The sequence below is a fragment of the Vibrio sp. 5S239 genome (assembly GCF_041439575.1).
In the GTDB taxonomy this organism is placed as follows: Bacteria; Pseudomonadota; Gammaproteobacteria; order Enterobacterales; family Vibrionaceae; genus Vibrio; species Vibrio kanaloae.
On the sequence record NZ_JBGOOM010000002.1, the window covers coordinates 19,901 to 42,675 of the forward strand.

Consider the following 22,775-nt stretch of genomic DNA (forward strand, 5'->3'; position numbering starts at 1 on the left):
TGTCTGGATCGCATCTTATTCCAAAGTTTGTCTATCTGTGGAGTGGAACGCTTAGGATTGAAGGAGTTATTAATACGGAGCAGATAATGAGGCTAACCAAACTGGCTATAGCGACTTTATGGGCGTGTTCGCTTTCATCTCATTCATACAATTTACCGCCAGAAAATTTAATCTTGGCAAACACATACCAGCAAGGTATTGATGTTTCTGAATATTGGAAAAGTGAAAAGCTCGATGGGATTCGGGCGCTGTGGGATGGTAACCATCTCTATACTCGTAACGGAAACCAGATTTATGCACCAACGTGGTTCACTGAACAGCTACCAAAGGTCCGCCTTGAAGGGGAGTTATGGGCCGGTAGAGGCAAGTTCCATTTAGTGCAATCGACTGTTCTTGATCATACCCCTAGTGATACAGCATGGCGTGAAATAAAGTTCATGTTATTCGATATGCCGGGAGCGGCGGGAGATTACCAAAAACGCTACTATAATATCTTGCATTGGGTGAGTTTAATTGACGAGTCTCATGTTGGTTATATTGAACATGTCCCAATCCAAAATGAAAAGGCGTTATTTCATCAGTTAGACAATATCGATGAACGTAACGGGGAAGGTTTGATGCTCCGCAAGATCACAAGTCGTTATCAGGCAGGTCGAAGTAATGATCTTCTAAAACTGAAAAGACATCATGATGCGGAAGCAACAGTCATTGGTTACAAAAGTGGTACAGGAAAATACAAGGGGATGATGGGTTCAATTTTGGTCCATACGGAAGAGGGGGTTGAGTTCTATATCGGTAGTGGATTTAGCGATAAAATGAGACTGTCACCTCCTGAAATCGGCAGCAGGATTACCTTTCGTTATAATGGCTTTACGCAAAATGGAAAACCGAAGTTTGCCCGCTTCGTTCGAGAGAAGAGTGAATATTAGACCACATTCACTGAACTCATACAGTAAAAAATTGAGCTCTAGACTCTTATCGTAAGAAAGTCAGAGCTCTTTTTTATTTGTGGTATCGGTTCTATCAATTTAGCAATTGAGCATTTAACGAGAACTAAATTCTAACTGTACAACGTCATCTTGCTTGTGCATCCAGTGCAGGCGCATACCAAGCATCATTGCGGCTGAAGTGAGTCCGATAATGAAACCAATCCAGAAGCCGTGAGCCCCCATTGGTTCCACAAGCCAATCCGTCATCCCAAGAATATAACCCGTCGGTAGACCAAGTAACCAATACGCAATAAAGGTTATGTTAAAAATAGAACGCATGTCTTTATATCCACGTAATGCACCCGCCGCGATCACTTGAATCGCATCAGTACATTGATATACCGCAGCAAAAATAAGAAGCTGCATAGCAATGGTGATCACTGCGGTATTTTCTGTATACAGTAATGATACTTGTTCTCTAAACAATACCGTCAATGCTGCGGTCATAAAGGCGGTAACCAAACCAACAATAATCCCTACATGGGTCGCAATCTTAGCGCCTTCGGTATTATTCTCGCCCAGCTTATGTCCCACACGAATACTCACTGCAGCGCCGATACTCATTGGAATCATAAACACCAAAGTCGAGAAATTAATTGCGACTTGATGCGCTGCAACCACTAGTGAACCTAATGGGGCAACCAGAAGAGCAACTACCGCAAACAAGGTCACTTCAAAGAAAAGTGCCGCGGCTACGGGAAAACCTAGCTTAAATAAACGGATTTGTGCTTTTAATTCAGGTTTATGGAATTGACCAAAGATGTTGATCTTCGCGAGACGCTTCGAAGTGAGTATGTATGCAAATAGTAGAGCAAACATTATCCAATAAACGATAGCCGTTGCTACGCCACAACCAATACCACCCAGAGCAGGAGCTCCAAGCTTACCGTATACAAACATCCAGTTAAGCGGGATGTTTAGCAACAAACCAATAAAACCAATCACCATTGCAGGTTTAGTTAAAGACATACCGTCAGTAAAACTTCTTAAGGTTTGGAAAAGTAAGAAAGCAGGTACCGCAAACATTACCGCATGCATATAGCCAATGGTCTTTTGAGCCATCAAGGCTTCAATGTCCATTAGCTCAAGTATGGCTTGAGTTTGAAAAAGTACGCCAATGATCGGCAGTGATATCAATAACGCCAGCACCGCGCCTTGTTGAATCTCGTATGGAATTTTAACTTGACGACCTGAGCCATTAAGTTGAGCAACCACTGGGACTAATGCCATCAATAAGCCTACACCGAACAAGATCGAAGGAAGCCAAATACTCGCAGCTATTGATACTGCGGCCATGTCAATAGCACTCACGCCACCGGCCATCACAGTATCGACGAACCCCATTCCGGTTTGTGCTACGGATGCGATCAATACAGGGGTCGCAAGTTTGATTAGATTTGAGGCTTCTTCTTTGTAACGATGCACAAATTACTCCAAATTAGATTAGTAGTATGAGGGATAGACGTTCAGAATAAATCAGAGGCACTGATCATTAAGCTTCCATTGGACGAATCATAAAGAAATGTCACAATAACTGCTATTAAAAACTGATAGTAATACGCTAAATAGGAATTTTATGTTTACAGGTATCGTTCAAGGAATGGCAACATTGGTTGCTATAAATAAAAAAGAGTTGTTTCAGACTCATACCATTGAGCTAACAGATGAAATGATTGAAGGATTAGTGATTGGCGCTTCATTAGCTCATAACGGTTGTTGCTTGACTGTCACTGAAATTTCAGGAAACCAAGTTGCATTTGATTTAATGCAAGCAACGTTGAAGTTAACGAACCTTGGTCAATTGAATGTTGGAGATCAAGTAAATGTAGAGCGTGCGGCCAAGTTTGGCGATGAAATTGGTGGTCACAGTATGTCTGGGCATATTGCTCTAATGGCTAAACTTGTTGAAGTGATCAAAACTGAAAACAATCGTACACTATGGTTCGAATTGCCGGAAGCATCGATGAAATATGTACTTAGTAAAGGCTACATTGGTCTAGATGGGTGTTCATTGACTATTGGTGAAGTTGAAGACAATCGTTTTTCTGTGCATTTAATACCAGAAACATTAAACCGAACTCTATTTGGTGGTCGTAAAGTAGGGGACGATATAAACATTGAATTCGATCCTCAAACACAAGCCATTGTAGATACGGTTGAACGCGTACTAGCTAATCAGAAATAGCTCTGTTTACTTCAAAGTTTCGTTTATCCTCGGATTAGCCCGATACATTGCGATAAAGACACAATATAATTAAAAAAGAGCGCTTGATGTGCTCTTTTCTCTCTCGTGTAGGGCATCAATACATGCTACTCAAAACACCTGCTCGTCATCAGCGTCAATGGATAGACTTATTTTTTCTCTTATCTCGTCGACCTGCATATCTAAGTGAATCGGATTGCAACATACAGGACAATCGTCATAAAACTCCTGGCTGCCGTTGGACGCATCAAGCGTTATATTGATGGCGTGCCCGCAGTGAGGGCAGGAGACATGTTTTTCGGTGTATTTATGCATGGCAAATTCTCCTCACTGTAACCAATAGCAACCCTAGTTAATTACTGTGATTAGCATTAAACGGCCTGAATCTTCTGAATACACGCTTCGGTTTGTGCCAAGTAATGACCGCCAAATTGATTGCAGTGGTTAAGAAGATGGTACAAGTTGTAAATGTCTTTCCGATCAGTATAGCCAACGTCGAGTGGATTGATGCTTTGGTAACCTTCATAAAACTCTTTTGGAAACCCTTCAAACAATTCGGTTAATGCCAAATCACATTCATGATCGCCCCAATAACAGGCTGGATCATAACAGATTGGACCAAAAGCTGTGTTCGCAACATTACCATACCAAAGATCACCATGAAGCAAAGAAGGGCGAGGGTTGTGGCCAGCGAGGCGCATATTAACAACATCGACGAGTTCATCAATATCACCGAATTTAATGCCTTTTTCTTTCAACAGTTGCAGTTGAAAACCAATGCGTTGTTCTGAGAAAAATCGGCCCCACTTCTTATGCCAAGGATTAGGCTGCAGTGTACTACCGATGTAATTGTCTTGATCGCAACCAAATTCTTTCTGTTCACCCCATTGATGAAGTCGAGCAAGTTGAACGCCGAAATCAAAGCTATTATTGCCGGTTTCTAGCGGCTTGGTTGGTAAGTAATTAAGAATGATGAATGAGCACTCTTTGGTTTTACCAATAAGTACGAGTTCGGGAACATAAACCGTGGAGGTCTCTCTCAACAAACGCAAGTTCTCGGCTTCAATTTCGAACTTTGGTAAAAATTCTCGCTGATTCACTTTCACAAAGTAACGCTCGTTACCATCACTTATCATATAGCAATCATTAATGTCGCCACCAGAGAGTTTGGTGCGTTCAGTAATCTGGAAGCTAAATAGAAGTGTATCTGAAAGCTGTTGAGAAATGGCTTGCCACATAGAAAACCCTCAGGGAATGTTTGTTTAATAGCAATAGTTTAGGATAAATCTGAGTAATTTATAGATGTACTCGTCAATGTTCTTGTTTCTTATTCATCTTATGTTGATTCATTTGGTTAATTTGTGAACTCGAACTATTTCAAATTCATTGATAAATAAGAATAAATTGAAAATACGATGTCATAAATGGTTTGAGACGAGTCTCACAAACGGCACGTTTTGGATCGTAATAAACTGGAAAAGTCGACATGACTTGTTATTGTTTCAGCTTCATCTTAGGTAAAGCCTCTGAGTGATAGAATGTACTATCATTCAGTGGAAAGCCACGCTGCTGGAACACTCGTCTAACTCTTTGGAAGCATGTGACTGTCTATGTCATCCGTATATTGCTTGAAATTCAAGCTTAAAGACTCATTAGGAGCATTTTAATATGATTTTTAGTAATAAAGTGATGACAAACAACTTCATTTACATAGTATTAGGCAATTACGTATTAATCTGCTCTAGAGCTTAAAACGGAGATTTATTGTGGTTGTAGAAACCGATGGCTATTTGGCTTTGATCGAACACTTATCATTTAACTTAGATGTCTTTACGAATAGTAATGGCTATACAGGTAATGAAAGTGTTGAAGACATCATTACTGACATGATTTCAACTAACATCATGGCTATTTTCGAGCAAAATCCCGAGTTACATTCCAGCGTTCGTTTTCAGCTATTGAAAGAAGCTGATGCCGTAGTAGCTGATTTAGGTGAAGTGCTAGCCGGTGTGTGGACCAAAAAAGCAACCAACGAGCAAATCGTATTTCTAGACGAATACATCGCTTTGGTGAAAAACCTATTTGATTCAGCCGTCGCTAAATACGATTAGATAGAACTGATATTATGATGCACGCTTACCTAGCATATTAGTGAGCGTGTAATGTCGGGTATAAGCCTGCAGTGGATCTGTTATAAACGCCTAAAGTGCCAAAACTTGGAAGCCCAATAAGGGTTATCCAGCCTCGATATAATCACACCTTTCGATGTAGAAGCATGTAGAAATTGATTATTTCCGAGGTAGACACCTACGTGTCGCACAGTCATCGATGTCTTAAAAAACACCAAGTCGCCACTCGTTGCCTGTTCATACGCAATTTCTTTTCCCTTTTGACTTTGATCTTTTGTGGTTCTTGGTAAAGCTTGTTGGGTCGCATTTTGCACGGCAATCTGCACAAAAGCGGAGCAGTCTACACCTCTAAATGAGGTTCCACCGAAATGGTACGGCACGCCTTTCCACTGCTCATACACGCTCATGTAAGCATTTTTAGTCAATTGTTCTGACTTTGATAAAGGTTTCTGTGCGGTTTGACTAAGCTGAGAGGGAGACGGGGTCGAGCTACATGCAGCTAATGTTGCGAAAGTTATTGTAACTGCAAGCATTTTTCTGAATTTCATATGTAACTCTTCTGAAAAAAAAATGAAATAAAAACGTCATCAAGGACTTCTAGTATACAAACTAACTTAAGGATATCTCTTTTCGTAGTCAAACTGGATTTCACATGCCCGACACAAATTTATCAACAAAACCCTCACGTTATACATTCTCGCTCATCCAAACCGTCACTACCGTATTTATCTCCATTCTTTTACTCGTTAGTTTTTTGTCGATGGTCAGCATAACGGGAGTTGAACGGATTGGGGGTCACTTCAACGCGTTGTCCGAACGAGCACTACCATTAGCTCTTCATAATGCAGAACTGACACAAAACGTGTTAGAGCAGGTGAAGCTCCTCACTTACAGTACTCAATCGAAAGATCTAAACACATTGAATACGACTCGCTCATCTATTGAACAACTCGTCGAGTCAAGTAACAAAGTGCTAGAGGAACTCCTTTTTATCTCTCAATCTTTTCCCGAAGCGATTTCTGTTGAACAAAAGCAAAAACTAACTGAAGACATGGCGGCATTAAAGCTTATGACCAACAAGGTCTTGATGTCTCAAATTGAGATTCAAAATAAACAAAATCATATTGATGGCCAAGTCGCTGAGTTTCGCTATGGTGTAAATTCAATTGGACCTGAGATGAATCGTATTAGCTCTTTTCTTGTTCAGGAAAACCCCGCTGCACACGATGCCGCCAACCGCTTCACGGCGAGTGCTTCGTCAATGGCGAATACCTTCTTAATGCTGATGATGCAATCGGACTTAGACAAAGCTGAAAGTGAGTTTCGAGAGTTACGTAATCGCATGGCTGGGATCAATCTCGCTTATGACGATTTTTCAGAATGGCACCCTGATATCACTGAGTTTGCAAGTTTAACGGCCCCTTATGAGATGGTTCAGACTGGATTCCAAGACAATGGTGTCTTAAAACAAATCCTGCTAAAGCTTAAGTTAATCAAGCAACAAGAGGCCGACCTTGCTGAAGTGATAAAGCTTGCCAACACCGTAATAAGTACCTTAAATCAACTGTCTAATACTGCATCCATATTAATTGATGAAAGTGAATCTGTGGTCAATCAAACGATAGCGACCATTGACAGAGTGCTATTTATAAGTGGATTAGTGATCGCCGCTATTATTGCTACTTCATGGTTTGTGTTACGCCGTTGGGTCAATAAAGGGCTCAAAAACATCACTTGCCAACTAAGCTCCCTTGCTGAGCACGATTTTTCAAAGCAAAGCGAACTGGTTGGGCCAAGAGAGCTTCAAGTTATCGCTTCGAAGCTCAATAGCGTTGTAGACTCGACTGCCGATTCTGTACGATCGGTGACGCGTAACTGTGAAACGCTTTACCAAACAGCAGAAGTAAGCCACGACGCTGCAGAACAAACTAATTCTAGCTTGAACGAGCAAAACGAATCGCTGCAGAACATGATCACCACCATTACTGAACTGGAAGCGTCAATCGGTGAAATAGCACGTATCTCGAATGCATCGAACGACGACGCACAAGTCGCAGAAGACGAGTCAGTCAATGGTAGCCAAGTCGTTGGGCTTAACCAGCAACGTTTGCAAGCGTTAGAACAGTCACTAAGCATGAACGAAGAATCAATGGCCGACCTTGATGGCCGCGTGAAACAGATTCGTGAAATGGTCGATATGATCAGTGGCATTGCAGAAAACACCAACTTATTAGCACTGAATGCAGCGATTGAAGCAGCGCGAGCAGGCGAACAAGGCCGCGGTTTTGCTGTCGTTGCTGACGAAGTACGCAAATTGGCGAGTGGCACATCTCAACAAACCACCAACATTCGCAATATGATGAATGAGCTGGTGGCTGCGGCTGACCGCTCTCGAACGTCTGTCACAGAATCTCGAAGTGAAATGGCCAACGCACTGCAAACTAGTGAGGACGTGAAGCAAGCTTTTGAAAAAATAGACGTTGCGGTTAGCCAGATAAAAGGACGTGTTGAGCAAATTATGGTGGCAACAGAACAACAAGCACGTGCAACGGTGGACGTGACACATTCAATCACGCGCGTTTCTGAACAAGGTGAAAATACCAAGCTTCAACTTGAATCAATGATTGAAAGTTCAGAACAAGTGGCCGAGATAGCGGGACATCAGCAGGAAATGCTTCACAAATACCAGTTTGATGCAGAAAAATAGCGAATATTTCTAGTGTCTTAAGAACTTAAAAACTGAACCACAATAATAAAGCAAAACTTTCGGATAGCTTGTTAGTTCTTATTTTTCTGATTATATCTAAATGGCTGGGTAATCAACTTATCTAGCCTTTGTTCTTTTCCATCGCGTATTTCAGGAACGCCAATGCTTACCTTGTCATGGCCAAGCTTAGGTTGAGCGCGATAGGTTTTGAACCAAATGTCCCACACCGATAAGAAGAAACCAAAGTTCGAATGGGTTTCTTTAACAATGACAGAGTGGTGAACTCGATGCATGTCGGGCGTGACAATCACCTTGCGTAATTGCTTATCGAACCATAACGGCAAACGACCATTACTATGGTTGAACATCGCACTCACATTCAACACCACTTCAAATATCACCACCGCTAAAGCCGGTACGCCGAGTACAAAAATCAATGCGACTTTAATCAGCATCGATAAGATCATCTCAATCGGGTGGAAGCGTGTGCCTGTCGTTACGTCAATATCTAGGTCTGCGTGATGAACTCGATGTAACTTCCATAGCCAAGGAATACGGTGAAACACCAAGTGTTGGAGGTAAATAGCACAATCCAACAGCAACACGCATATCAGAATGCTAAGCTCTTTAGGAAGTGACAGGGTATTGAATACCCCCCATTGATTATCTTGTGCGATAACCGCCGCTTGGAACGCAGCGATAGGGATTAGAGTGGCTAATAGAAAACTATTCAAAGTGACTAGCGCGAAGTTATTCCCCCAACGAAACCATTTGCTTTGAGTCAATGTTTTACGTGGGAAATGTTGTTCCCATAGAGCACACAATCCAAAAGCGACAATAAAACAAACAAGGCGAAGTAGCGATGGGTCCTGCATAAGAATTCCTTCTATCATTATCAAGCCACTGTAAGTACAATCGTTCCACTTTTCTAGTTCTATCTGTCGTTATTGTCCATGAGAATCCATGCTTTCCACCGTTTATACCAACACCGTTTATCTCTTTCTACCAAACCGTTTAATGCGCGCGGGTGTAAAGTAATACGATGTGAGTACTGCAAAATCAAACAAGACAGTTGTATCTGTGAACATCAACCAGACATAGATACGAACGTCGCGACCATGTTGATCTTGTCTGATAACGAAATCTTAAAGCCAAGCAACACAGGCCGTTTGATTGTGGATACCGTAAAAGACAGTCATGTTTACCTTTGGCATCGTACAGAGCCAAACACAGAGATGCTGGAAGTACTCAAAGACGACAAGTATCAGCCTGTCATTGTGTTCCCTGAAGACTACACCGATGACAAAACGCGAGTGGTTCAAGACTTACCACAAATGCGTGACCCAAATAAAAAGCTACTGCTAGTTTTCATCGATGGTAGCTGGCGTGAAGCAAGACGTATCTTCAGACGTTCTGAGTATCTGCAAGATTTACCGGTGCTGTCGATTGAGCCTGAATCGGTTTCCCAATACATGATGCGTAAGTCAGACAACGATCAACACCTCTCTACTGCTGAAGTCGCTAGCTTAGTATTAAAACAAGCCGGTGAAGGAGAGGGCGCGAAGACTTTGCAGCTTTGGTTTGAAGCCTTTCGTGAAAGCTATATGTTGAGTAAGACTCGTTATAAGTCGGATCCGACCAAACCAAGTCTGAACGCTTTCATAGAGCACGGTAAAAATGAGAAGTCACTCTAACCTTTAACCACTTTGTGCTGACTTGTTGTTCAAACGGACTCGAACACGAGATAAGTTTGTTATCTATCACGGTTTGTAGGGGGAGTGTTATGGATAATGCTCCTTAGTTTTTTATTTACAAAAATTTGTTTGCCCGAATTTAGGGAAAAATTGGAGAGATTTCATGTATTACGGCTTCGATGTTGGCGGCACAAAAATTGAGTTTGGTGCGTTCAATGAAAAACTTGAGCGAGTAGCAACCGAACGCGTACCAACGCCTACTGAAGATTATCAACTGCTACTTGATACGATTGCCGGTTTGGTAAAAAAATACGATAGCGAATTCTCTTGCGAAGGCAAAATTGGCCTTGGTCTTCCTGGCATGGAAAACGCAGACGACGGCACAATGCTGGTTGTTAACGTACCAGCTTCAACAGGTAAACCACTACGTAAAGATTTAGAAGCGCTTATTGGTCGTAGTGTAAAGATCGAGAACGACGCAAACTGTTTTGCGCTTTCAGAAGCGTGGGATGACGAGCTTAAAGATGAGCCATCAGTTGCTGGCCTGATTCTAGGTACTGGCTTCGGTGGCGGTTTAGTTTACGAAGGTAAAGTGTTCTCTGGCCGTAACCACGTTGCGGGTGAGCTCGGTCATATGCGTCTTCCTATTGATGCATGGTTTCACCTTGGCGACAACGCACCACTATTAGGCTGTGGTTGTGGTAAGAAAGGTTGTCTAGACAGCTACTTATCTGGTCGTGGCTTTGAGTTGATTTACGAGCACTACTTCGGTGAAAAGAAGAAAGCGATTGAGATCATCCAAGCGTACAACGAAGGTGAGGCGAAAGCGGCTGAGCACGTAGATCGCTTCATGGAGCTCTTGGCTATCTGTTTCGCGAACCTGTTTACCGGTCTTGACCCACACGTTGTTGCATTAGGCGGCGGTCTTTCAAACTTCGAGCTTATCTACGAAGAGATGCCAAAGCGTGTGCCTAAGTACCTGTTGTCTGTAGCGAAGTGTCCTAAGATCATCAAAGCGAAACACGGTGATTCAGGCGGCGTTCGTGGTGCTGCATTCCTTAACATCAAGTAAGATCTATTTGATGTAAGTTATTTAAAAGCACAAATAAAAATGCCGCAATCTCGAAAGAGGTTGCGGCATTTTTTATGGTTTGGTGTTTTCGTCTCTCTAACTCAAAACAAAAAAACTAGAAGTCAGAAGCTTAAGGCTTATTTCTTCTTTTTACCTACACCTAGGTTGTCTTTTTGCTTCAACGTAAGCTTAGTAAAGCCAAGCTTGCGGAAGTAGTTGTCCTGGTAGTTACGAACCGCTTTAGTATCGGAAATCAACTCAAGCTGTTGCTCAGTTTTAAGATACTCAGAGATGTCGATGCCTTCCGCTGCAGCAACCGCTTCTTGGATCGTGCGGTGTTCTTGTTTTGAAAACAGTAACTCTTTTTCTTCGTCTTTGTACGTGTACAGAATGGTACGAGCCATAATGCGCTCCAATAGAATTTTTACTTTGGGCGCACTCTACATAAAAACCGTACGTCGCTCAAGGTAATGGTAAGAAATCTTAAGATTATCGTCTTAACGCTTATCGCTATATGAGCTTTGAATTAAACGCGGCCCTGCAGAGGAATAATAGTCACTGTTTCGCCAACCTTCACCGTATCAACCGCTGGTGAGATTTCGATCAAGCAGTTTGCTTCACTCATTGAGCGCAGAATACCTGAACCTTGTTTGCCAGTCGTCTTCACTTCAAGCACACCAGATTCGTTCATAGAGAACACACCACGGCTGAACTCAGTACGACCTTGGCGAGAACGTAATTGCTCAGTCGCAACTGCGTTCGCTTTCACTGGCGTCCAGTTCGTTTGACCTTGAAGCTTGCGGATCGCTGGCTCTACAAAGTTAATGAACGACACCATCACAGCAACTGGATTACCCGGCAAGCCGAAGAACGGTTTGTCTTCAATCTTACCGTAAGCAAGAGGACGCCCCGGACGCATATTGATACGCCAGAAGTTGATTTCACCTAGCTTATCTAACGCAAGCTTGATGTAATCCGCATCACCGACAGACACGCCACCTGAAGTCAGAACCATGTCGGTCTCTAACGACGCAGCATGAAGTACATCCATCATCTTTTGTTCGTCATCTTCAATGATGCCGTAGTCAACAATGTCACAGCCTAGCTTTTGAAGCATGCCGATGATCGTGAAACGGTTCGAGTCGTAAACAGAGTTCGGCTTCTGCTCGCTACCCGGAGCTTGAACTTCATCACCTGTAGAGAATACGCCAACTTTCACTTTACGTAGAACAGGGCAGGTACCGAAACCTAATGATGCCATCATGCCCATTTCTGGCGCTTCGATTCGCGTGCCACGAGTAAAGACAGGTTGGCCGATTTCAAGGTCTTCACCCGCCATACGGACATTTTGTCCTACTGAGATTTTAGCGTCTGGGAAGCTAACTGTGTCGCCTTCTTGAACGGCTTGCTCACGCATCACAACCACATCTACACCTTCAGGCATTGGCGCACCAGTCATGATCTTAACCGCTTCACCTTGTTGAACCGTTTTGTCGTAGCTGTGACCAGCCATGACTTCAGCAACCAGTTGGTAACTATCCAGTTCTAAATCTTCGCCACGAATGGCGTAGCCATCCATTGCAGAGTTTGTGTTCTGAGGCACGTTGATTGGCGAGATAACATCTTCAGCCAATACACGACCATAACCTTGCTCTAACGCAACAGATTCAATCAGCTCAAGTGCATCAATGCTATCGACAATCTTTTGCTGACCTTGCGTAACGCTTAAGCCAGCAGGAGAAAATGAATCACAACAAACAACAGGTGAATCGTCTTTTGAAGATGAACACGACACTGTTTTGCTTGTTGTCGATGAAGGGGCGAACGACTGAGCATATTTGATGATGAAATCACGAATCGCTTCTAAGTCACTGATCGCCATTTGTGGCAAGTCTGATTCAACTTTGCTGTCTGCGGCGATAGCAATGATGTTGTCATCGTTTGGATAAAGCCAAGGTTTGCCAACTCCGTCACGGTGAAGCTCAATCTTAGGAAAGGCGATGTTCTTACAGCCTTCAACCAGAATTAAGTCCAACGTGTTGGTATCGAAACGTGTAAGCAGATAATCAAAGTCGGCTTCGGCTTGTGGTGTTTCTGTCATCATCACGTGACGGTTACGCGAAGCGATCAGCATTTGATTTGCGCCCGCTTTACGTAGGCGGTAGCTGTCTTTACCTGGCTTATCCACATCGAAATCGTGGTGAGCGTGTTTAAGAACACCCACTTTTAAACCCACATTAGTCAGCAGAGGCAGCAACGCTTCAAGTACAGTTGTTTTGCCTGTGCCGCTGTAAGCAGCAAAGCCCAATAAAGGAAGGTTAGGGCGTTGTTTTGAATCTTTCATTATTGAAGCGTTCCAAATTGGGTGAGCTCTTCTGGCGTATTGAGATTAACAAAGCAGTTAGGCGCGTCGCTAAAGTCGACGTACTCCGTCACACACTCTTTGTAGAGCAAAATGATCTTACGGTCGCCACGTTCTAAAAACGCTTCTAGCTTTGGAAGAACACGTTTGTGGAATAGGGTAAACACAGGTTGTTTATATTCACCATCGTGAGCCACTAGAATGTCGCTGTCTTCCTTTACCGCAGCGCAAAAACGCTCGACAAGGTCGCCACTGATTTGAGGGCTGTCGCAAGGAACAAAGCCCACCCAGTCTGTGGCCGCATTTTTAAGGCCAGCGTGAATGCCACCCAAAGGACCTGGGTAATCAGGGAATGAATCGGAAACAACCGGAGCGAATGTTTGGTAACTGTCTAAGTTACGGTTGGCATTGATGGTGATGCTGACATCTTGTTGTGACAGCTTGTCTATAACGTATTGAATAAGCGGGGAACCGTTGAGCTCAACAAGTCCTTTATCTTTTCCGCCCATACGGCTGGCTTGTCCGCCAGCCAAAATAACCCAACTAGTTTGCGTTGGAAGCAGCATAAATATTCTCTTGTGCTTTGTTCTTTTTAATAACTTGCAGAAGCGGTGATTCTGTCAAAGTGTTGTCTTTGATCCACCACTGCTTCTTACATAAATCGGTTAACGCGTTAGTTTGGTGGCTCGTGATGACTAAACTCGCGCCTCTCTGAAGAAGATCTTCGGCCATAATCACCAATCTTTCAATAGACTCTTTGTCTAAAGAAGCACTTGGTTCATCCATCAGTAAGATTGAAGGCTTGAGAATCCAAGCTCGTGCCATTGCTACGCGTTGACGCTCGCCACCAGACAACACGGAAATGTGCTCGTCTGCTAGGGTTTCTAAACCTACCATCCTTAAAGCATTAATTATTTGAGCTCGCTTATCTTTTTGGCTCTCTTTGTTAAAGCGAACGCCATAAGCGACATTTTGGTACACCGAGCCATCAAATAGGTAAGGGGTTTGATGGAGATAGATGATGTCTTTAAATTTTAGTTTGGGAAACAGGTTATGTTGCCAACTTTGTGTCGGGCATTGAATACGGCCAGAGCTTGGTTTGAGCAAGCCTGACAATATTTTAAGTAGGGTCGTTTTGCCAACACCGTTGTCACCTTTAAGATAAATAGCATCGTTTGGGCCGATAGACAGTTCAGGAATATGAAACAAAACACGCTCTTTATAGCGCATTGAAATTTGCTGCGTTGTTATTTTTATACTCATGACAGCGTTCCTATGTTCTTAAATAGCCTTTTCCTCTCACACTGGAAAGGAAAAAGTTAAGGGCTAATGCCAATGCCAATAAAACCATGCCTAGCGCGACACCTTGTGCGAATGCGCCTTTGTGACTTTCCATAGCAATAGCCGTTGGGATATTTCGTGTCATTCCCATAATGTTGCCGCCGACCATCATCGAACATCCGACTTCGGTTACGATGCGAGAAAAGGCTGCAATGGTCGCTGCCAACAAAGGAAATCGTGTTTCCCAAATTAAAGTACACGCGACTCGAGTGGTTGAAACTCCAAGGGTACGTGCCGTTTCTACCGCTCGGCGATCACTGGCTTGCAGCGCACCGTGCATCATAGCAACCAGAATAGGGAAGCAGATCAGCATTTGGCCCAAAATCATCGCCTTTTGAGTGAACAGCAATTGCCAGTCACCTAAAGGGCCAGAGCGAGAGAGCATCATGTACATCAACAAGCCAATCACCACAGTCGGTATCGCTTGTAAGGTGTTGATCACCGACAGCAGCGCCCATTTACCGGGAAACTCGGTATAAGCCAATATGAAAGCCATGATGATTGCAGGAATAATCACCAGAGAAATGGCAGACAAAGACACGCTGAAGGATACCGCTACGATTTTCCACAGTTCGTGGTCAAAACTGACTAGTAGGTTCATTGCATCAATCGTTGTTTGCCATAGAGTCATGAAGTATCTCGTGTGAATCGACAATAAGTCTTAAAAGGTAATGCTTATATTTAGGTTATAGCTGACACGGGATTCGTTAAACAGGGTGAGTCAGCTATTCATTTTTTGCGAGCTCAATATTCACCCTGTAAGAGTAGTGCAATGACGACTATTCAGCGCTCGCAACAAACAACTGCTTGCCGTGTAGTTTGAAGTCGTTAATCAGTTTCTGACCTTTAGGGTTCACCAACCAATCACTGAATACCTTCGCCGCTTGGTAGTTGATGCTTGGGTAGCGCTCAGGGTTTACAAGAATCACTTGATAAGGGTTAAATAGGTTCTTGTCGCCTTGGAACAATACTTTTAAGTCAAGCTTGTTTTGGTAAGCCAACCACGTGCCACGGTCGGTCATGGTGTAGCCTTGCATTTCAGACGCCATGTTCAGAGTAGGGCCCATGCCTTGACCAACACTGCGGTAGCCACCAAAGTTTGGTTCCATTTTGGTTTGTGCCCAAATCCCCATCTCTTTCTTGTGCGTACCTGAATCGTCACCACGAGACACAAACGTCACATTGTTGGTTGCAATCGCTTTGAACACATCAGCCACTGCTTTTTGAGATTCAATTTTTGCCGGATCGCTTTGAGGGCCAACAATCACAAAATCGTTGTACATCAGTTTACGAGGTAAAACACCGTAGCCTTTTTCAACAAAGTTCGCTTCAGCCTTTGGTGCGTGAGTCATCACCAAATCCACATCGCCATTTTCACCCATGCGAAGAGATTTACCGGTACCCGCCGCTAGAACATCGACTTTAATGCCAGAATCTTTTTCGAATTCAGGCAGTAGGTAATCCAGTAGGCCAGAGTGATAAGTGCTTGTTGTTGTCGCAAGTTTGATATGCGTGGTGTCTTCTGCGCTGCTAGCCGAGTAACTGACGATAGATAGAGCGGCAATCGTTAAGGGAATTGCTTTCATTATTATCATGTCCATTCTGTTATAAATGAATGACACGCTTTCTTTTAAAGAACTCAAAGAAGAGCATGTGCATAAGATGCTAATTTTTGTAATTAGAAATCATCACATTACAAGCAAGCTTAATGCCAATAAATAGTGCATCAGACTTCATTAAATTGCTGTTATTCCGCACAAAACTGCGCCATTTGACCCGATAAAATGCATCAAAATATGAGCTAGGACAAAATGTCGCACGTTGACCCTGTTGATCAAAAGGTTAATTGGTACACTCTGTCCCAACTTTCCCTATCGGCTGATCATTATGTCTTTACCTAGTTCAAGCGCGTCTCATCTCAACTCAAACACATTGACTCAATATCAAGCATTTTCTGTCTTGGTTGTCGATGATGAAATCGGGATGCAAGCAATCCTTAAGAAAGCACTAGGTAAGTACTTTGGCAAGGTATCAAGCGCAGGTTCAGTAGAAGAAGCCGAGGTTCTGCGTTGCAACGAACACTTCGATCTCATTGTTCTCGATATCAACCTTCCAGGTCGCTCTGGTATTGAATGGGAAGAAGCGTTTAACGACAGTGATCGAAAAGCTGATGTAATTTTCATGACCGGCTATGCTGATCTAGAGATGACTATCTCGGCACTTAAGCTTGGTGCTTCAGATTTCATTTTAAAGCCGTTTAACTTAGAACAGATGATACAAGCCGTGCTGCGTTGTATGGACAAGCGCCTAGACCAAAGGATGCAATACGCATTGAAGCGCGATGTTAGCCGTCATATCAAAACAGAATTGATCGGCGGTTCCGACAAAACCAAACAGCTCAAGCTCCTCATCAGCCAGTTTGCACCATCACGAGCATCGGTGTTGATAGAGGGTGAGTCAGGCACGGGGAAAGAGTTAGTGGCGCGTGGCGTGCATGAAGCCAGCAAGCGAACAGGGCCATTTGTGCCAATTAACTGTGGCGCAATTGCTCCAGAACTTTTAGAAAGTGAACTGTTTGGTCACACCTCTGGCGCCTTTACCGGGGCTAAAAAAAACCGCGAAGGTCTGTTCAGAGTTGCAAGCGGCGGTACGTTGTTTCTTGATGAAATCGGTGAAATGCCATTGCCAATGCAAGCCGCACTTTTACGTGTATTAGAGCAAAGAACCATTCGCCCGGTCGGTAGTGAGAAAGAAATTGCCGTTGATGTACGTGTTGTAGCGGCGACCAACCGTAATCTTCAACAAGAGGTAGATAAAGGAAACTTTCGCCGCGATCTGTTCTATCGATTGAATGTATTGAAGATTGACGTGGTGCCACTCAGAGAGCGTCCATCAGATCTTATTGAGCTAGTTCCATACTTCACCCGCCTATTATCGAGTGAGCTAGGCATGCCACTTCCAAACTGGGCACATGAAGATATCTTAGCGATGAATGAATACGAATGGCCGGGGAATATTCGGGAACTTAAAAATTTAGTGGAACGCTGCATTTTATTAGACAAACCACCAGCTCACTATTGGCGTGAAGTGAATGGCGACCCTGCACCAACCAACATATCAGTGACAGTGTCACACGGCGCAGAGGTGCCAAACTTGAATAACGCAGACGCCGTAGAGGGCTACCCAAATACTTGGACACTCAAAGAAGTGGAAAAATCCCATATAGAACAGTTGGTAAGTTTCCATGATGGTAATAAGTCTGCAGCAGCAAGAGATCTTGGTGTTGCACGGAAAACCTTAGAACGTAAATACAAAGACTGGAATACAGAAGGCTCTGAATATGCCGATTAGACGTCAGTGGTGGTCCAAGTGGGCGTTCCGCTTCAAGACTATGGTACGTTACCGTTTATTGTTTCTGACATCTGCGCCGATCATTCTGACGTTGTGCGCGCTTGTTGCTATCACGCTGTATTGGTCGATTCATTATACGTGGCAGGGGGCATTAATTGATGTTGATGAGCGCTTGGACGTCGCCGATAATAGTATTCAACTGATTCAAAGCCAACAGGCCTATAACGTCCGAGCATTTGCTGAGTCTTACAACTTCCGGATCAAACTTTCGAGTGATACTTCAAAAGAAGAGCTCACACGTTGGGTTTCAGAAAACAAATCTCGCTATGAACTCGATTTTCTACGCTGGCATAGTGTCGAACGTATGGATAAGAAGCTGGAATACCTGAATCTGACCCACAAAGCGTCGTTTTTCAGCGTATTAAGCCAAAATGAACTCAGCAACCTAGACCGAGAGCTCGCGAGAAAAGCCGAAGTGCCTATGCTTAACGGACAGAGCGTCGAAACACGAGGTCTAGTCAGTCGCACAGTAGTATCCATCCGGGATGAGAATGACCGTGTAATTGGTTTTCTAGATGGCGGTATCCTACTCAACAACAGTACACAACTCGTCGATCAAATCAGTAACTTGATCTATCCGCAACGCGATGGACTTAATCGTCGTATTGGTACTGTCACCGTGTTCCTTGATGATCTACGTGTCAGCACGAACGTGCCTTTAAGCAGTGAAAAGAGTGCAGGACGCGCGATTGGTACGCGTGTTTCGCATGAGGTTCACTCAAAAGTCTTAAACGAAGGCAAAGAGTGGCTAGATCGCGCGTATGTTTACGACGCTTGGTACATCACCGCATATCAGCCTATACATGACCAGTTCGATAATGTGATTGGCATGCTTTATACCGGTTATCTGATTTGGCCGTTGATAGAAACATATTTGACCAACCTTGGTGAAATCAGCATTACGATTGTGCTGCTATTGCTGGCTTCTGGCTTGATCGTTCATCGTGGTGCACGTGATCTTTTCAACCCAATTGAACGCATCCATAAAGTGGTCAAGCTAGTACAGATGGGTAAAGACAAGCGAATTGGCGCGCTTGGTCTGGATGATCAACATGAATTAACACTACTCGCTAAACAGTTCGACAAGATGTTGGATTTGCTCCACGAGCGCAACCAAGAGATTCAACAAGCCGCGTCTGAGCTAGAATGTAAGGTCCACTCGCGTACTGCCAGCTTGAAAGAGAAAACCGAAGAACTCGAACTGCACATCAAACTGCTCAATCAAGCCAGAGATAAGCTGGTGGTCAATGAAAAATTAGCGGCACTAGGTGAATTAACCGCGGGCATTGCCCACGAGATCAACAACCCAACCGCTGTGATTCTTGGTAACGTTGAGCTAATGAAGTTTGAGTTGGGTGATGAAGTGAGCCGTGTAGACGAAGAAGTCCACGCCATCATGGAGCAGATTGACCGTATCCGAAACATCACCCGAAGCCTGCTTCAATACAGCCGACACGGTGGTGTACAAGATGAAATCACTTGGCAACACATCAACCCAATCGTTGATGAAAGTATCACGCTTGTAAAAACAGGCGCGAAGAAAAAAGGCATTGTGTACGTATCACAACTGAATGCTAAAACCTCAGTGGAAGTGAACCGAAACCAATTATTGCAGATTCTAGTTAACCTACAAATGAATGCCATTCATGCCATGGACGGACAGGGCACATTGACTATCTCAAGTGAAGACTGGCTTGAAAATGGCGTGTCTCATGGGGCGATTGTTCATGTGGAAGATGAAGGTTGTGGTATCAATGAAGAACAACTGAAACGCATCTTCTCGCCTTTCTACACCACCAAACGCGACGGTACGGGCTTAGGTTTATCCGTTTCTCAAAGTATATTGAGCCAAACGGGCGGCGAGATACGAGTTGAATCGAAAGTGGGTAAAGGAAGTCGCTTTAGTATTTACCTTCAACAGAAAGCTACGCCTCAATTGCTAGTATCAAATCTATAAGTTCTAACAACTAATTCACTGATATTATTACCCGATAATATTTCTAACGCGCTTGGGCTATTATACGAACGTTTTAGCCCAAGCACGAAAATTCCGCACTACTAATCTATCGCCAACAAAAGCTCAACCTATGGCTATTTGACGGGCACCTCTTTTTGATTATGTAACACAGTGTATATATAGTTCACTTGATGCATATCAACTTAGCTGCGCGATTTTTTGATACCTTGCTCCAAAATTCATAATCAAAAAAGATAATAAAGTCAGTCAGCTATGAAACTAAGTAATCTATCCATCAAATCTAAGCTCGCATCCATCGTCGTTTTATCGGTTGTTCTATTGGGAATGGCGTCGACCTTTAATTTAATCCAGCAACGTGAAAGCTCTATGCAAGAGCGACAAGATAAACTCAGTGCTCAAGTCGAAACAGCGGTCAGCTTAGCTCAACACTATTATGACCAACGTAATGTTCTTGGCGAAGAGGTAGCAAAGAAACAAGCACTACAAGCCATTGAAACGCTTCGCTATGACAACATCAACTATTTCTGGATTTTAAACCAGCAACTCAACATCATTAACCACCCATTAAAGCCAGAGCTGAATGGCACCAATGCCGGAAACTTGAAAGACGGCGCGGGTAAACACCATTGGCGTGAGATGGTGACTATTTCTCGTACTCCAGAAGAGAAAGGCTTTCTTGATTACCAATGGATGAGCCCGCAAGGTGAACTCAAAGACAAGATTTCCTACGTACAGCTGTTCCCCGAATGGAATTGGATTGTGGGCTCGGGCATCCTAGTTGCGGACATTCAAGAAGCCTTCTATGCGTTAGCCATTAAAGAAGGGGTGGTTGCCGTTGTTTTATCGGGTCTGTTGTTTGCGATGGGATATGCGATTTCAAATAATATACTCGCCCCACTTAACAAGCTGATTGATAACACCCATAAGATTGCAGACGGCGATCTTCGCGTACGTATGAATATGACGCGCAAAGATGAGTTGGGTGATATGAGTCATCAAATTGATACCATGCTCGAAAAACTACAAAGCACACTTCGCACTGCCAATGAATCGGCGGATTTATCCAGCAACATGGCAAGTCACATTGCCCAAGCCAGTGAAGAAGCCGCAACCAGTGTGAACTCGCAACACGCACAGCTTGAGTTATTGTCTACCGCAATGACCGAGATGAGCGCCACCATTTCTGATGTCGCGGTTAATGCAGAAAATACCGCCGAGAGCACCAATAAAGTGGTCGGTCATGCAAACCAAAATGACAAGAACATGCAAGTGACGTCTAAGACGATATCCCAGGTTTCAGAGAATATTTCGACAGCAAACGACCTAGTGAGAGATCTGCAATCAGGCGTCACTGAGATAAGCCAAGTGGTGAGTGTGATACGTGATGTATCAGAACAAACTAATTTGCTTGCGCTTAACGCAGCAATAGAGGCTGCACGGGCTGGAGAGCAAGGGCGAGGGTTCGCCGTAGTGGCAGACGAAGTACGTAACCTAGCGAGCCGTACTCAGAACTCAACCAATGAAGTACAGGCGACGATTGAGAAGCTGACTCAGCAAGCAGAGCGTACCTTTAAAGCGATGCAAAGCAGTAATGAGAAAGTCGATCATAGTGTCGTTGCCTCTAACGAAACTCGTCAGCAGCTTGATGTGATTGTTAATGAACTTCATAACGCTAATGACATGGTGGCACAGATTGCTGCAGCGTCGGAGCAACAGAGCACCGTTGCGACGGAAATGAGTGAAAATGTCACCGGTATTCATTTAGCGGCTAACGAAGTTCTCCAAGCGTCACAATCACTCGCAGAAGACAGCCAGAAAATGGCCAACACCACAGAACATCTTACTGACCAGTTGAAGTACTTTAAGGTGTAAATCCCTTTCCACACATAGCAACCTCATAAAAAACACCTCCGCACTTGAGATAGTTCGGAGGTGTTTTCGTTCGTTAATAACTAAGTGGCTAAATAGAACACAGAAAGCTAAATCTGAAACCAATCTTGATTAATGCGCCGCCACTGAAATTTGCGGTGGATTAATGTTGTGCTTTTTAAACTCTTTCATTACTCGAAGGGTAATGTCTGTCTCGAACAACTTCTCATACGCCGTATCCACTACATAAGCCTTACACGTTAACTGTATCGCTAGGTAGTTGTCAGTAATCGTCTGTTTAACAAGAACAGTCACCGGCTTTGGTAAGTGAATGTAGCGGCTTGAAGAAGCAGCCTCTTGAATCAAATCACGGGCGAGAGTGATGTCTTCATTCATCCCAACATAAAACGGAATCACCACTTGCATATCCAACGCGCCATAGTTTCCACTGGTGGTCACTTCATTCAAGAACTTGTTGTTTGGAATCGTAATGATGTCGTCGTTTAAAGTTCTCATCCTTACAGAGCGTAAACCGATAGTAATGATATCACCGTAGTTGCCCTCAAACGTAACACGATCACCAACTTGGAACGGTCTATCAATCATCACCGTGATGCCAGCGATGAAAGATGCCGCCAAATCTTTAAGCGCGAAGCCAACCGACACTGCAAGGGTACCCCCAATCAGAGCCAGTATTTGGTCGTTGATTCGAAAACTCATCATGAATACGATAAGCCCTGTACTTACGTAAATGAAGAACTGAGTAAACGACTGCAGCTTTTGCAATAACATTCTATATTGCACGAATTGGCTACCAAAGCTTGTCACCAACGAATTGATGAATTTAAGCAATAACCACATTGCTGCTATCACGATCATGGAAAAGAACACACCGCTCCATCGTACTAAGCTAGCTATCTTCGAAATGTTTTCTACGTTAGCTAACTCTTCCGTTGCGTAGATCGGGAAACTGACCGCCGTCGCTAGGCCAACAAGTAATAGGACAAATAACTTCTTCAT

21 protein-coding genes are annotated in these 22,775 nt (G+C 43.7%); 9 read left to right on the forward strand and 12 right to left on the reverse strand.

Annotation, left to right across the window (positions count from 1 at the left end):
* Positions 1–86: 86 nt before the first annotated feature.
* Positions 87–929 carry a DNA ligase gene (locus ACED48_RS02325; RefSeq protein WP_029627123.1) on the forward strand — a complete coding sequence of 281 codons (843 nt, stop codon included), beginning with the start codon at positions 87–89 and terminating at the stop codon, positions 927–929.
* Between the two features lie 114 nt (positions 930–1,043).
* On the opposite strand, the gene ACED48_RS02330 is transcribed toward ACED48_RS02325, so the two are convergent.
* Entirely contained in the window at positions 1,044–2,414 is a 1,371-nt protein-coding gene (locus ACED48_RS02330) for an MATE family efflux transporter (RefSeq protein ID WP_017057297.1), read from the reverse strand.
* Positions 2,415–2,565: 151 nt separating this feature from the next.
* Here ACED48_RS02330 and ACED48_RS02335 point away from each other — a divergent pair, with 151 nt between their 5' ends.
* A complete protein-coding gene (locus ACED48_RS02335; protein WP_017057296.1) occupies positions 2,566–3,174 on the forward strand; it encodes a riboflavin synthase in 609 nt (202 codons plus the stop codon).
* 129 nt (positions 3,175–3,303) lie between these two features.
* On the opposite strand, the gene ACED48_RS02340 is transcribed toward ACED48_RS02335, so the two are convergent.
* Positions 3,304–3,507, reverse strand: a complete 204-nt coding sequence (locus ACED48_RS02340; protein WP_017057295.1) for a CPXCG motif-containing cysteine-rich protein — start codon at positions 3,505–3,507, stop codon at positions 3,304–3,306.
* Positions 3,508–3,563: 56 nt separating this feature from the next.
* Positions 3,564–4,430 (reverse strand): fructosamine kinase family protein, encoded by an 867-nt coding sequence (locus tag ACED48_RS02345; RefSeq protein ID WP_017057294.1) that lies wholly within the window; start codon positions 4,428–4,430, stop codon positions 3,564–3,566.
* A gap of 528 nt (positions 4,431–4,958) precedes the next feature.
* On the opposite strand from ACED48_RS02345, the gene ACED48_RS02350 reads away from it, so the two are divergent.
* Entirely contained in the window at positions 4,959–5,303 is a 345-nt protein-coding gene (locus ACED48_RS02350) for a DUF3802 family protein (protein ID WP_017057293.1), read from the forward strand.
* Positions 5,304–5,383: 80 nt separating this feature from the next.
* On the opposite strand, the gene ACED48_RS02355 is transcribed toward ACED48_RS02350, so the two are convergent.
* The gene (locus ACED48_RS02355; protein WP_017057292.1) at positions 5,384–5,869 is read right to left on the reverse strand and encodes a C40 family peptidase; all 486 of its coding nucleotides are present in this window, start codon (positions 5,867–5,869) and stop codon (positions 5,384–5,386) included.
* Between the two features lie 104 nt (positions 5,870–5,973).
* Between ACED48_RS02355 and ACED48_RS02360 the strand changes: the two genes are divergently transcribed.
* Positions 5,974–8,028, forward strand: a complete 2,055-nt coding sequence (locus ACED48_RS02360) for a methyl-accepting chemotaxis protein (protein ID WP_029627122.1) — start codon at positions 5,974–5,976, stop codon at positions 8,026–8,028.
* Positions 8,029–8,099: 71 nt separating this feature from the next.
* Here the strand turns inward: ACED48_RS02360 and ACED48_RS02365 are convergent, their stop codons facing one another.
* On the reverse strand, positions 8,100–8,903 hold the full coding sequence (locus ACED48_RS02365) for a sterol desaturase family protein (RefSeq protein WP_017057290.1): 804 nt from the start codon (positions 8,901–8,903) through the stop codon (positions 8,100–8,102).
* A gap of 72 nt (positions 8,904–8,975) precedes the next feature.
* Between ACED48_RS02365 and ACED48_RS02370 the strand changes: the two genes are divergently transcribed.
* Entirely contained in the window at positions 8,976–9,722 is a 747-nt protein-coding gene (locus ACED48_RS02370) for a tRNA-uridine aminocarboxypropyltransferase (RefSeq protein ID WP_077680385.1), read from the forward strand.
* A 163-nt stretch (positions 9,723–9,885) separates the two neighbouring features.
* Positions 9,886–10,794 (forward strand): N-acetylglucosamine kinase, encoded by a 909-nt coding sequence (gene nagK, locus ACED48_RS02375; RefSeq protein ID WP_017057288.1) that lies wholly within the window; start codon positions 9,886–9,888, stop codon positions 10,792–10,794.
* A gap of 137 nt (positions 10,795–10,931) precedes the next feature.
* Here nagK and ACED48_RS02380 read toward each other — a convergent pair whose 3' ends face one another.
* The 6 genes from ACED48_RS02380 to ACED48_RS02405 form a co-directional block, all read right to left on the reverse strand.
* Positions 10,932–11,198 (reverse strand): DUF2960 family protein, encoded by a 267-nt coding sequence (locus tag ACED48_RS02380; protein ID WP_017057287.1) that lies wholly within the window; start codon positions 11,196–11,198, stop codon positions 10,932–10,934.
* A 122-nt stretch (positions 11,199–11,320) separates the two neighbouring features.
* Positions 11,321–13,138, reverse strand: coding sequence for a bifunctional molybdopterin-guanine dinucleotide biosynthesis adaptor protein MobB/molybdopterin molybdotransferase MoeA (locus tag ACED48_RS02385; protein WP_017057286.1), 1,818 nt, complete (start codon positions 13,136–13,138; stop codon positions 11,321–11,323).
* A complete protein-coding gene (gene mobA / locus ACED48_RS02390) occupies positions 13,138–13,722 on the reverse strand; it encodes a molybdenum cofactor guanylyltransferase MobA (protein ID WP_017057285.1) in 585 nt (194 codons plus the stop codon). The genes ACED48_RS02385 and mobA overlap by 1 nt, the downstream gene beginning before the upstream one ends.
* Positions 13,700–14,419, reverse strand: a complete 720-nt coding sequence (locus tag ACED48_RS02395) for an energy-coupling factor ABC transporter ATP-binding protein (RefSeq protein WP_017057284.1) — start codon at positions 14,417–14,419, stop codon at positions 13,700–13,702. The genes mobA and ACED48_RS02395 overlap by 23 nt, the downstream gene beginning before the upstream one ends.
* 10 nt (positions 14,420–14,429) lie before the next feature.
* Positions 14,430–15,128: an ABC transporter permease gene (locus ACED48_RS02400; RefSeq protein WP_017057283.1), complete on the reverse strand. Its 699-nt coding sequence runs from the start codon at positions 15,126–15,128 to the stop codon at positions 14,430–14,432.
* 148 nt (positions 15,129–15,276) lie between these two features.
* Positions 15,277–16,083: a substrate-binding domain-containing protein gene (locus ACED48_RS02405; RefSeq protein WP_017057282.1), complete on the reverse strand. Its 807-nt coding sequence runs from the start codon at positions 16,081–16,083 to the stop codon at positions 15,277–15,279.
* A 301-nt stretch (positions 16,084–16,384) separates the two neighbouring features.
* Between ACED48_RS02405 and ACED48_RS02410 the strand changes: the two genes are divergently transcribed.
* From ACED48_RS02410 to ACED48_RS02420, 3 genes are all read left to right on the forward strand, one after another.
* Positions 16,385–17,848 (forward strand): sigma-54 dependent transcriptional regulator, encoded by a 1,464-nt coding sequence (locus ACED48_RS02410; protein WP_017057281.1) that lies wholly within the window; start codon positions 16,385–16,387, stop codon positions 17,846–17,848.
* Positions 17,838–19,865, forward strand: coding sequence for a cache domain-containing protein (locus ACED48_RS02415; protein WP_017057280.1), 2,028 nt, complete (start codon positions 17,838–17,840; stop codon positions 19,863–19,865). The genes ACED48_RS02410 and ACED48_RS02415 overlap by 11 nt, the downstream gene beginning before the upstream one ends.
* A gap of 273 nt (positions 19,866–20,138) precedes the next feature.
* A complete protein-coding gene (locus tag ACED48_RS02420) occupies positions 20,139–21,758 on the forward strand; it encodes a methyl-accepting chemotaxis protein (protein ID WP_371692173.1) in 1,620 nt (539 codons plus the stop codon).
* A 129-nt stretch (positions 21,759–21,887) separates the two neighbouring features.
* On the opposite strand, the gene ACED48_RS02425 is transcribed toward ACED48_RS02420, so the two are convergent.
* Positions 21,888–22,775: a mechanosensitive ion channel family protein gene (locus ACED48_RS02425; RefSeq protein ID WP_017057278.1), complete on the reverse strand. Its 888-nt coding sequence runs from the start codon at positions 22,773–22,775 to the stop codon at positions 21,888–21,890.

Bases quoted from the DNA above. Each gene is read 5' to 3' on its own strand.
- ACED48_RS02325 (WP_029627123.1), top strand. From the start codon at position 87: ATGAGGCTAACCAAACTGGCTATAGCGACTTTATGGGCGTGTTCGCTT.
- ACED48_RS02335 (WP_017057296.1), top strand. From the start codon at position 2,566: ATGTTTACAGGTATCGTTCAAGGAATGGCAACATTGGTTGCTATAAAT.
- ACED48_RS02340 (WP_017057295.1), bottom strand. From the start codon at position 3,507: ATGCATAAATACACCGAAAAACATGTCTCCTGCCCTCACTGCGGGCAC.
- ACED48_RS02345 (WP_017057294.1), bottom strand. From the start codon at position 4,430: ATGTGGCAAGCCATTTCTCAACAGCTTTCAGATACACTTCTATTTAGC.
- ACED48_RS02355 (WP_017057292.1), bottom strand. From the start codon at position 5,869: ATGAAATTCAGAAAAATGCTTGCAGTTACAATAACTTTCGCAACATTA.
- ACED48_RS02360 (WP_029627122.1), top strand. From the start codon at position 5,974: ATGCCCGACACAAATTTATCAACAAAACCCTCACGTTATACATTCTCG.
- ACED48_RS02365 (WP_017057290.1), bottom strand. From the start codon at position 8,903: ATGCAGGACCCATCGCTACTTCGCCTTGTTTGTTTTATTGTCGCTTTT.
- nagK (WP_017057288.1), top strand. From the start codon at position 9,886: ATGTATTACGGCTTCGATGTTGGCGGCACAAAAATTGAGTTTGGTGCG.
- ACED48_RS02380 (WP_017057287.1), bottom strand. From the start codon at position 11,198: ATGGCTCGTACCATTCTGTACACGTACAAAGACGAAGAAAAAGAGTTA.
- ACED48_RS02385 (WP_017057286.1), bottom strand. From the start codon at position 13,138: ATGAAAGATTCAAAACAACGCCCTAACCTTCCTTTATTGGGCTTTGCT.
- mobA (WP_017057285.1), bottom strand. From the start codon at position 13,722: ATGCTGCTTCCAACGCAAACTAGTTGGGTTATTTTGGCTGGCGGACAA.
- ACED48_RS02395 (WP_017057284.1), bottom strand. From the start codon at position 14,419: ATGAGTATAAAAATAACAACGCAGCAAATTTCAATGCGCTATAAAGAG.
- ACED48_RS02400 (WP_017057283.1), bottom strand. From the start codon at position 15,128: ATGACTCTATGGCAAACAACGATTGATGCAATGAACCTACTAGTCAGT.
- ACED48_RS02405 (WP_017057282.1), bottom strand. From the start codon at position 16,083: ATGAAAGCAATTCCCTTAACGATTGCCGCTCTATCTATCGTCAGTTAC.
- ACED48_RS02410 (WP_017057281.1), top strand. From the start codon at position 16,385: ATGTCTTTACCTAGTTCAAGCGCGTCTCATCTCAACTCAAACACATTG.
- ACED48_RS02415 (WP_017057280.1), top strand. From the start codon at position 17,838: ATGCCGATTAGACGTCAGTGGTGGTCCAAGTGGGCGTTCCGCTTCAAG.
- ACED48_RS02420 (WP_371692173.1), top strand. From the start codon at position 20,139: ATGAAACTAAGTAATCTATCCATCAAATCTAAGCTCGCATCCATCGTC.
- ACED48_RS02425 (WP_017057278.1), bottom strand. From the start codon at position 22,775: ATGAAGAAGTTATTTGTCCTATTACTTGTTGGCCTAGCGACGGCGGTC.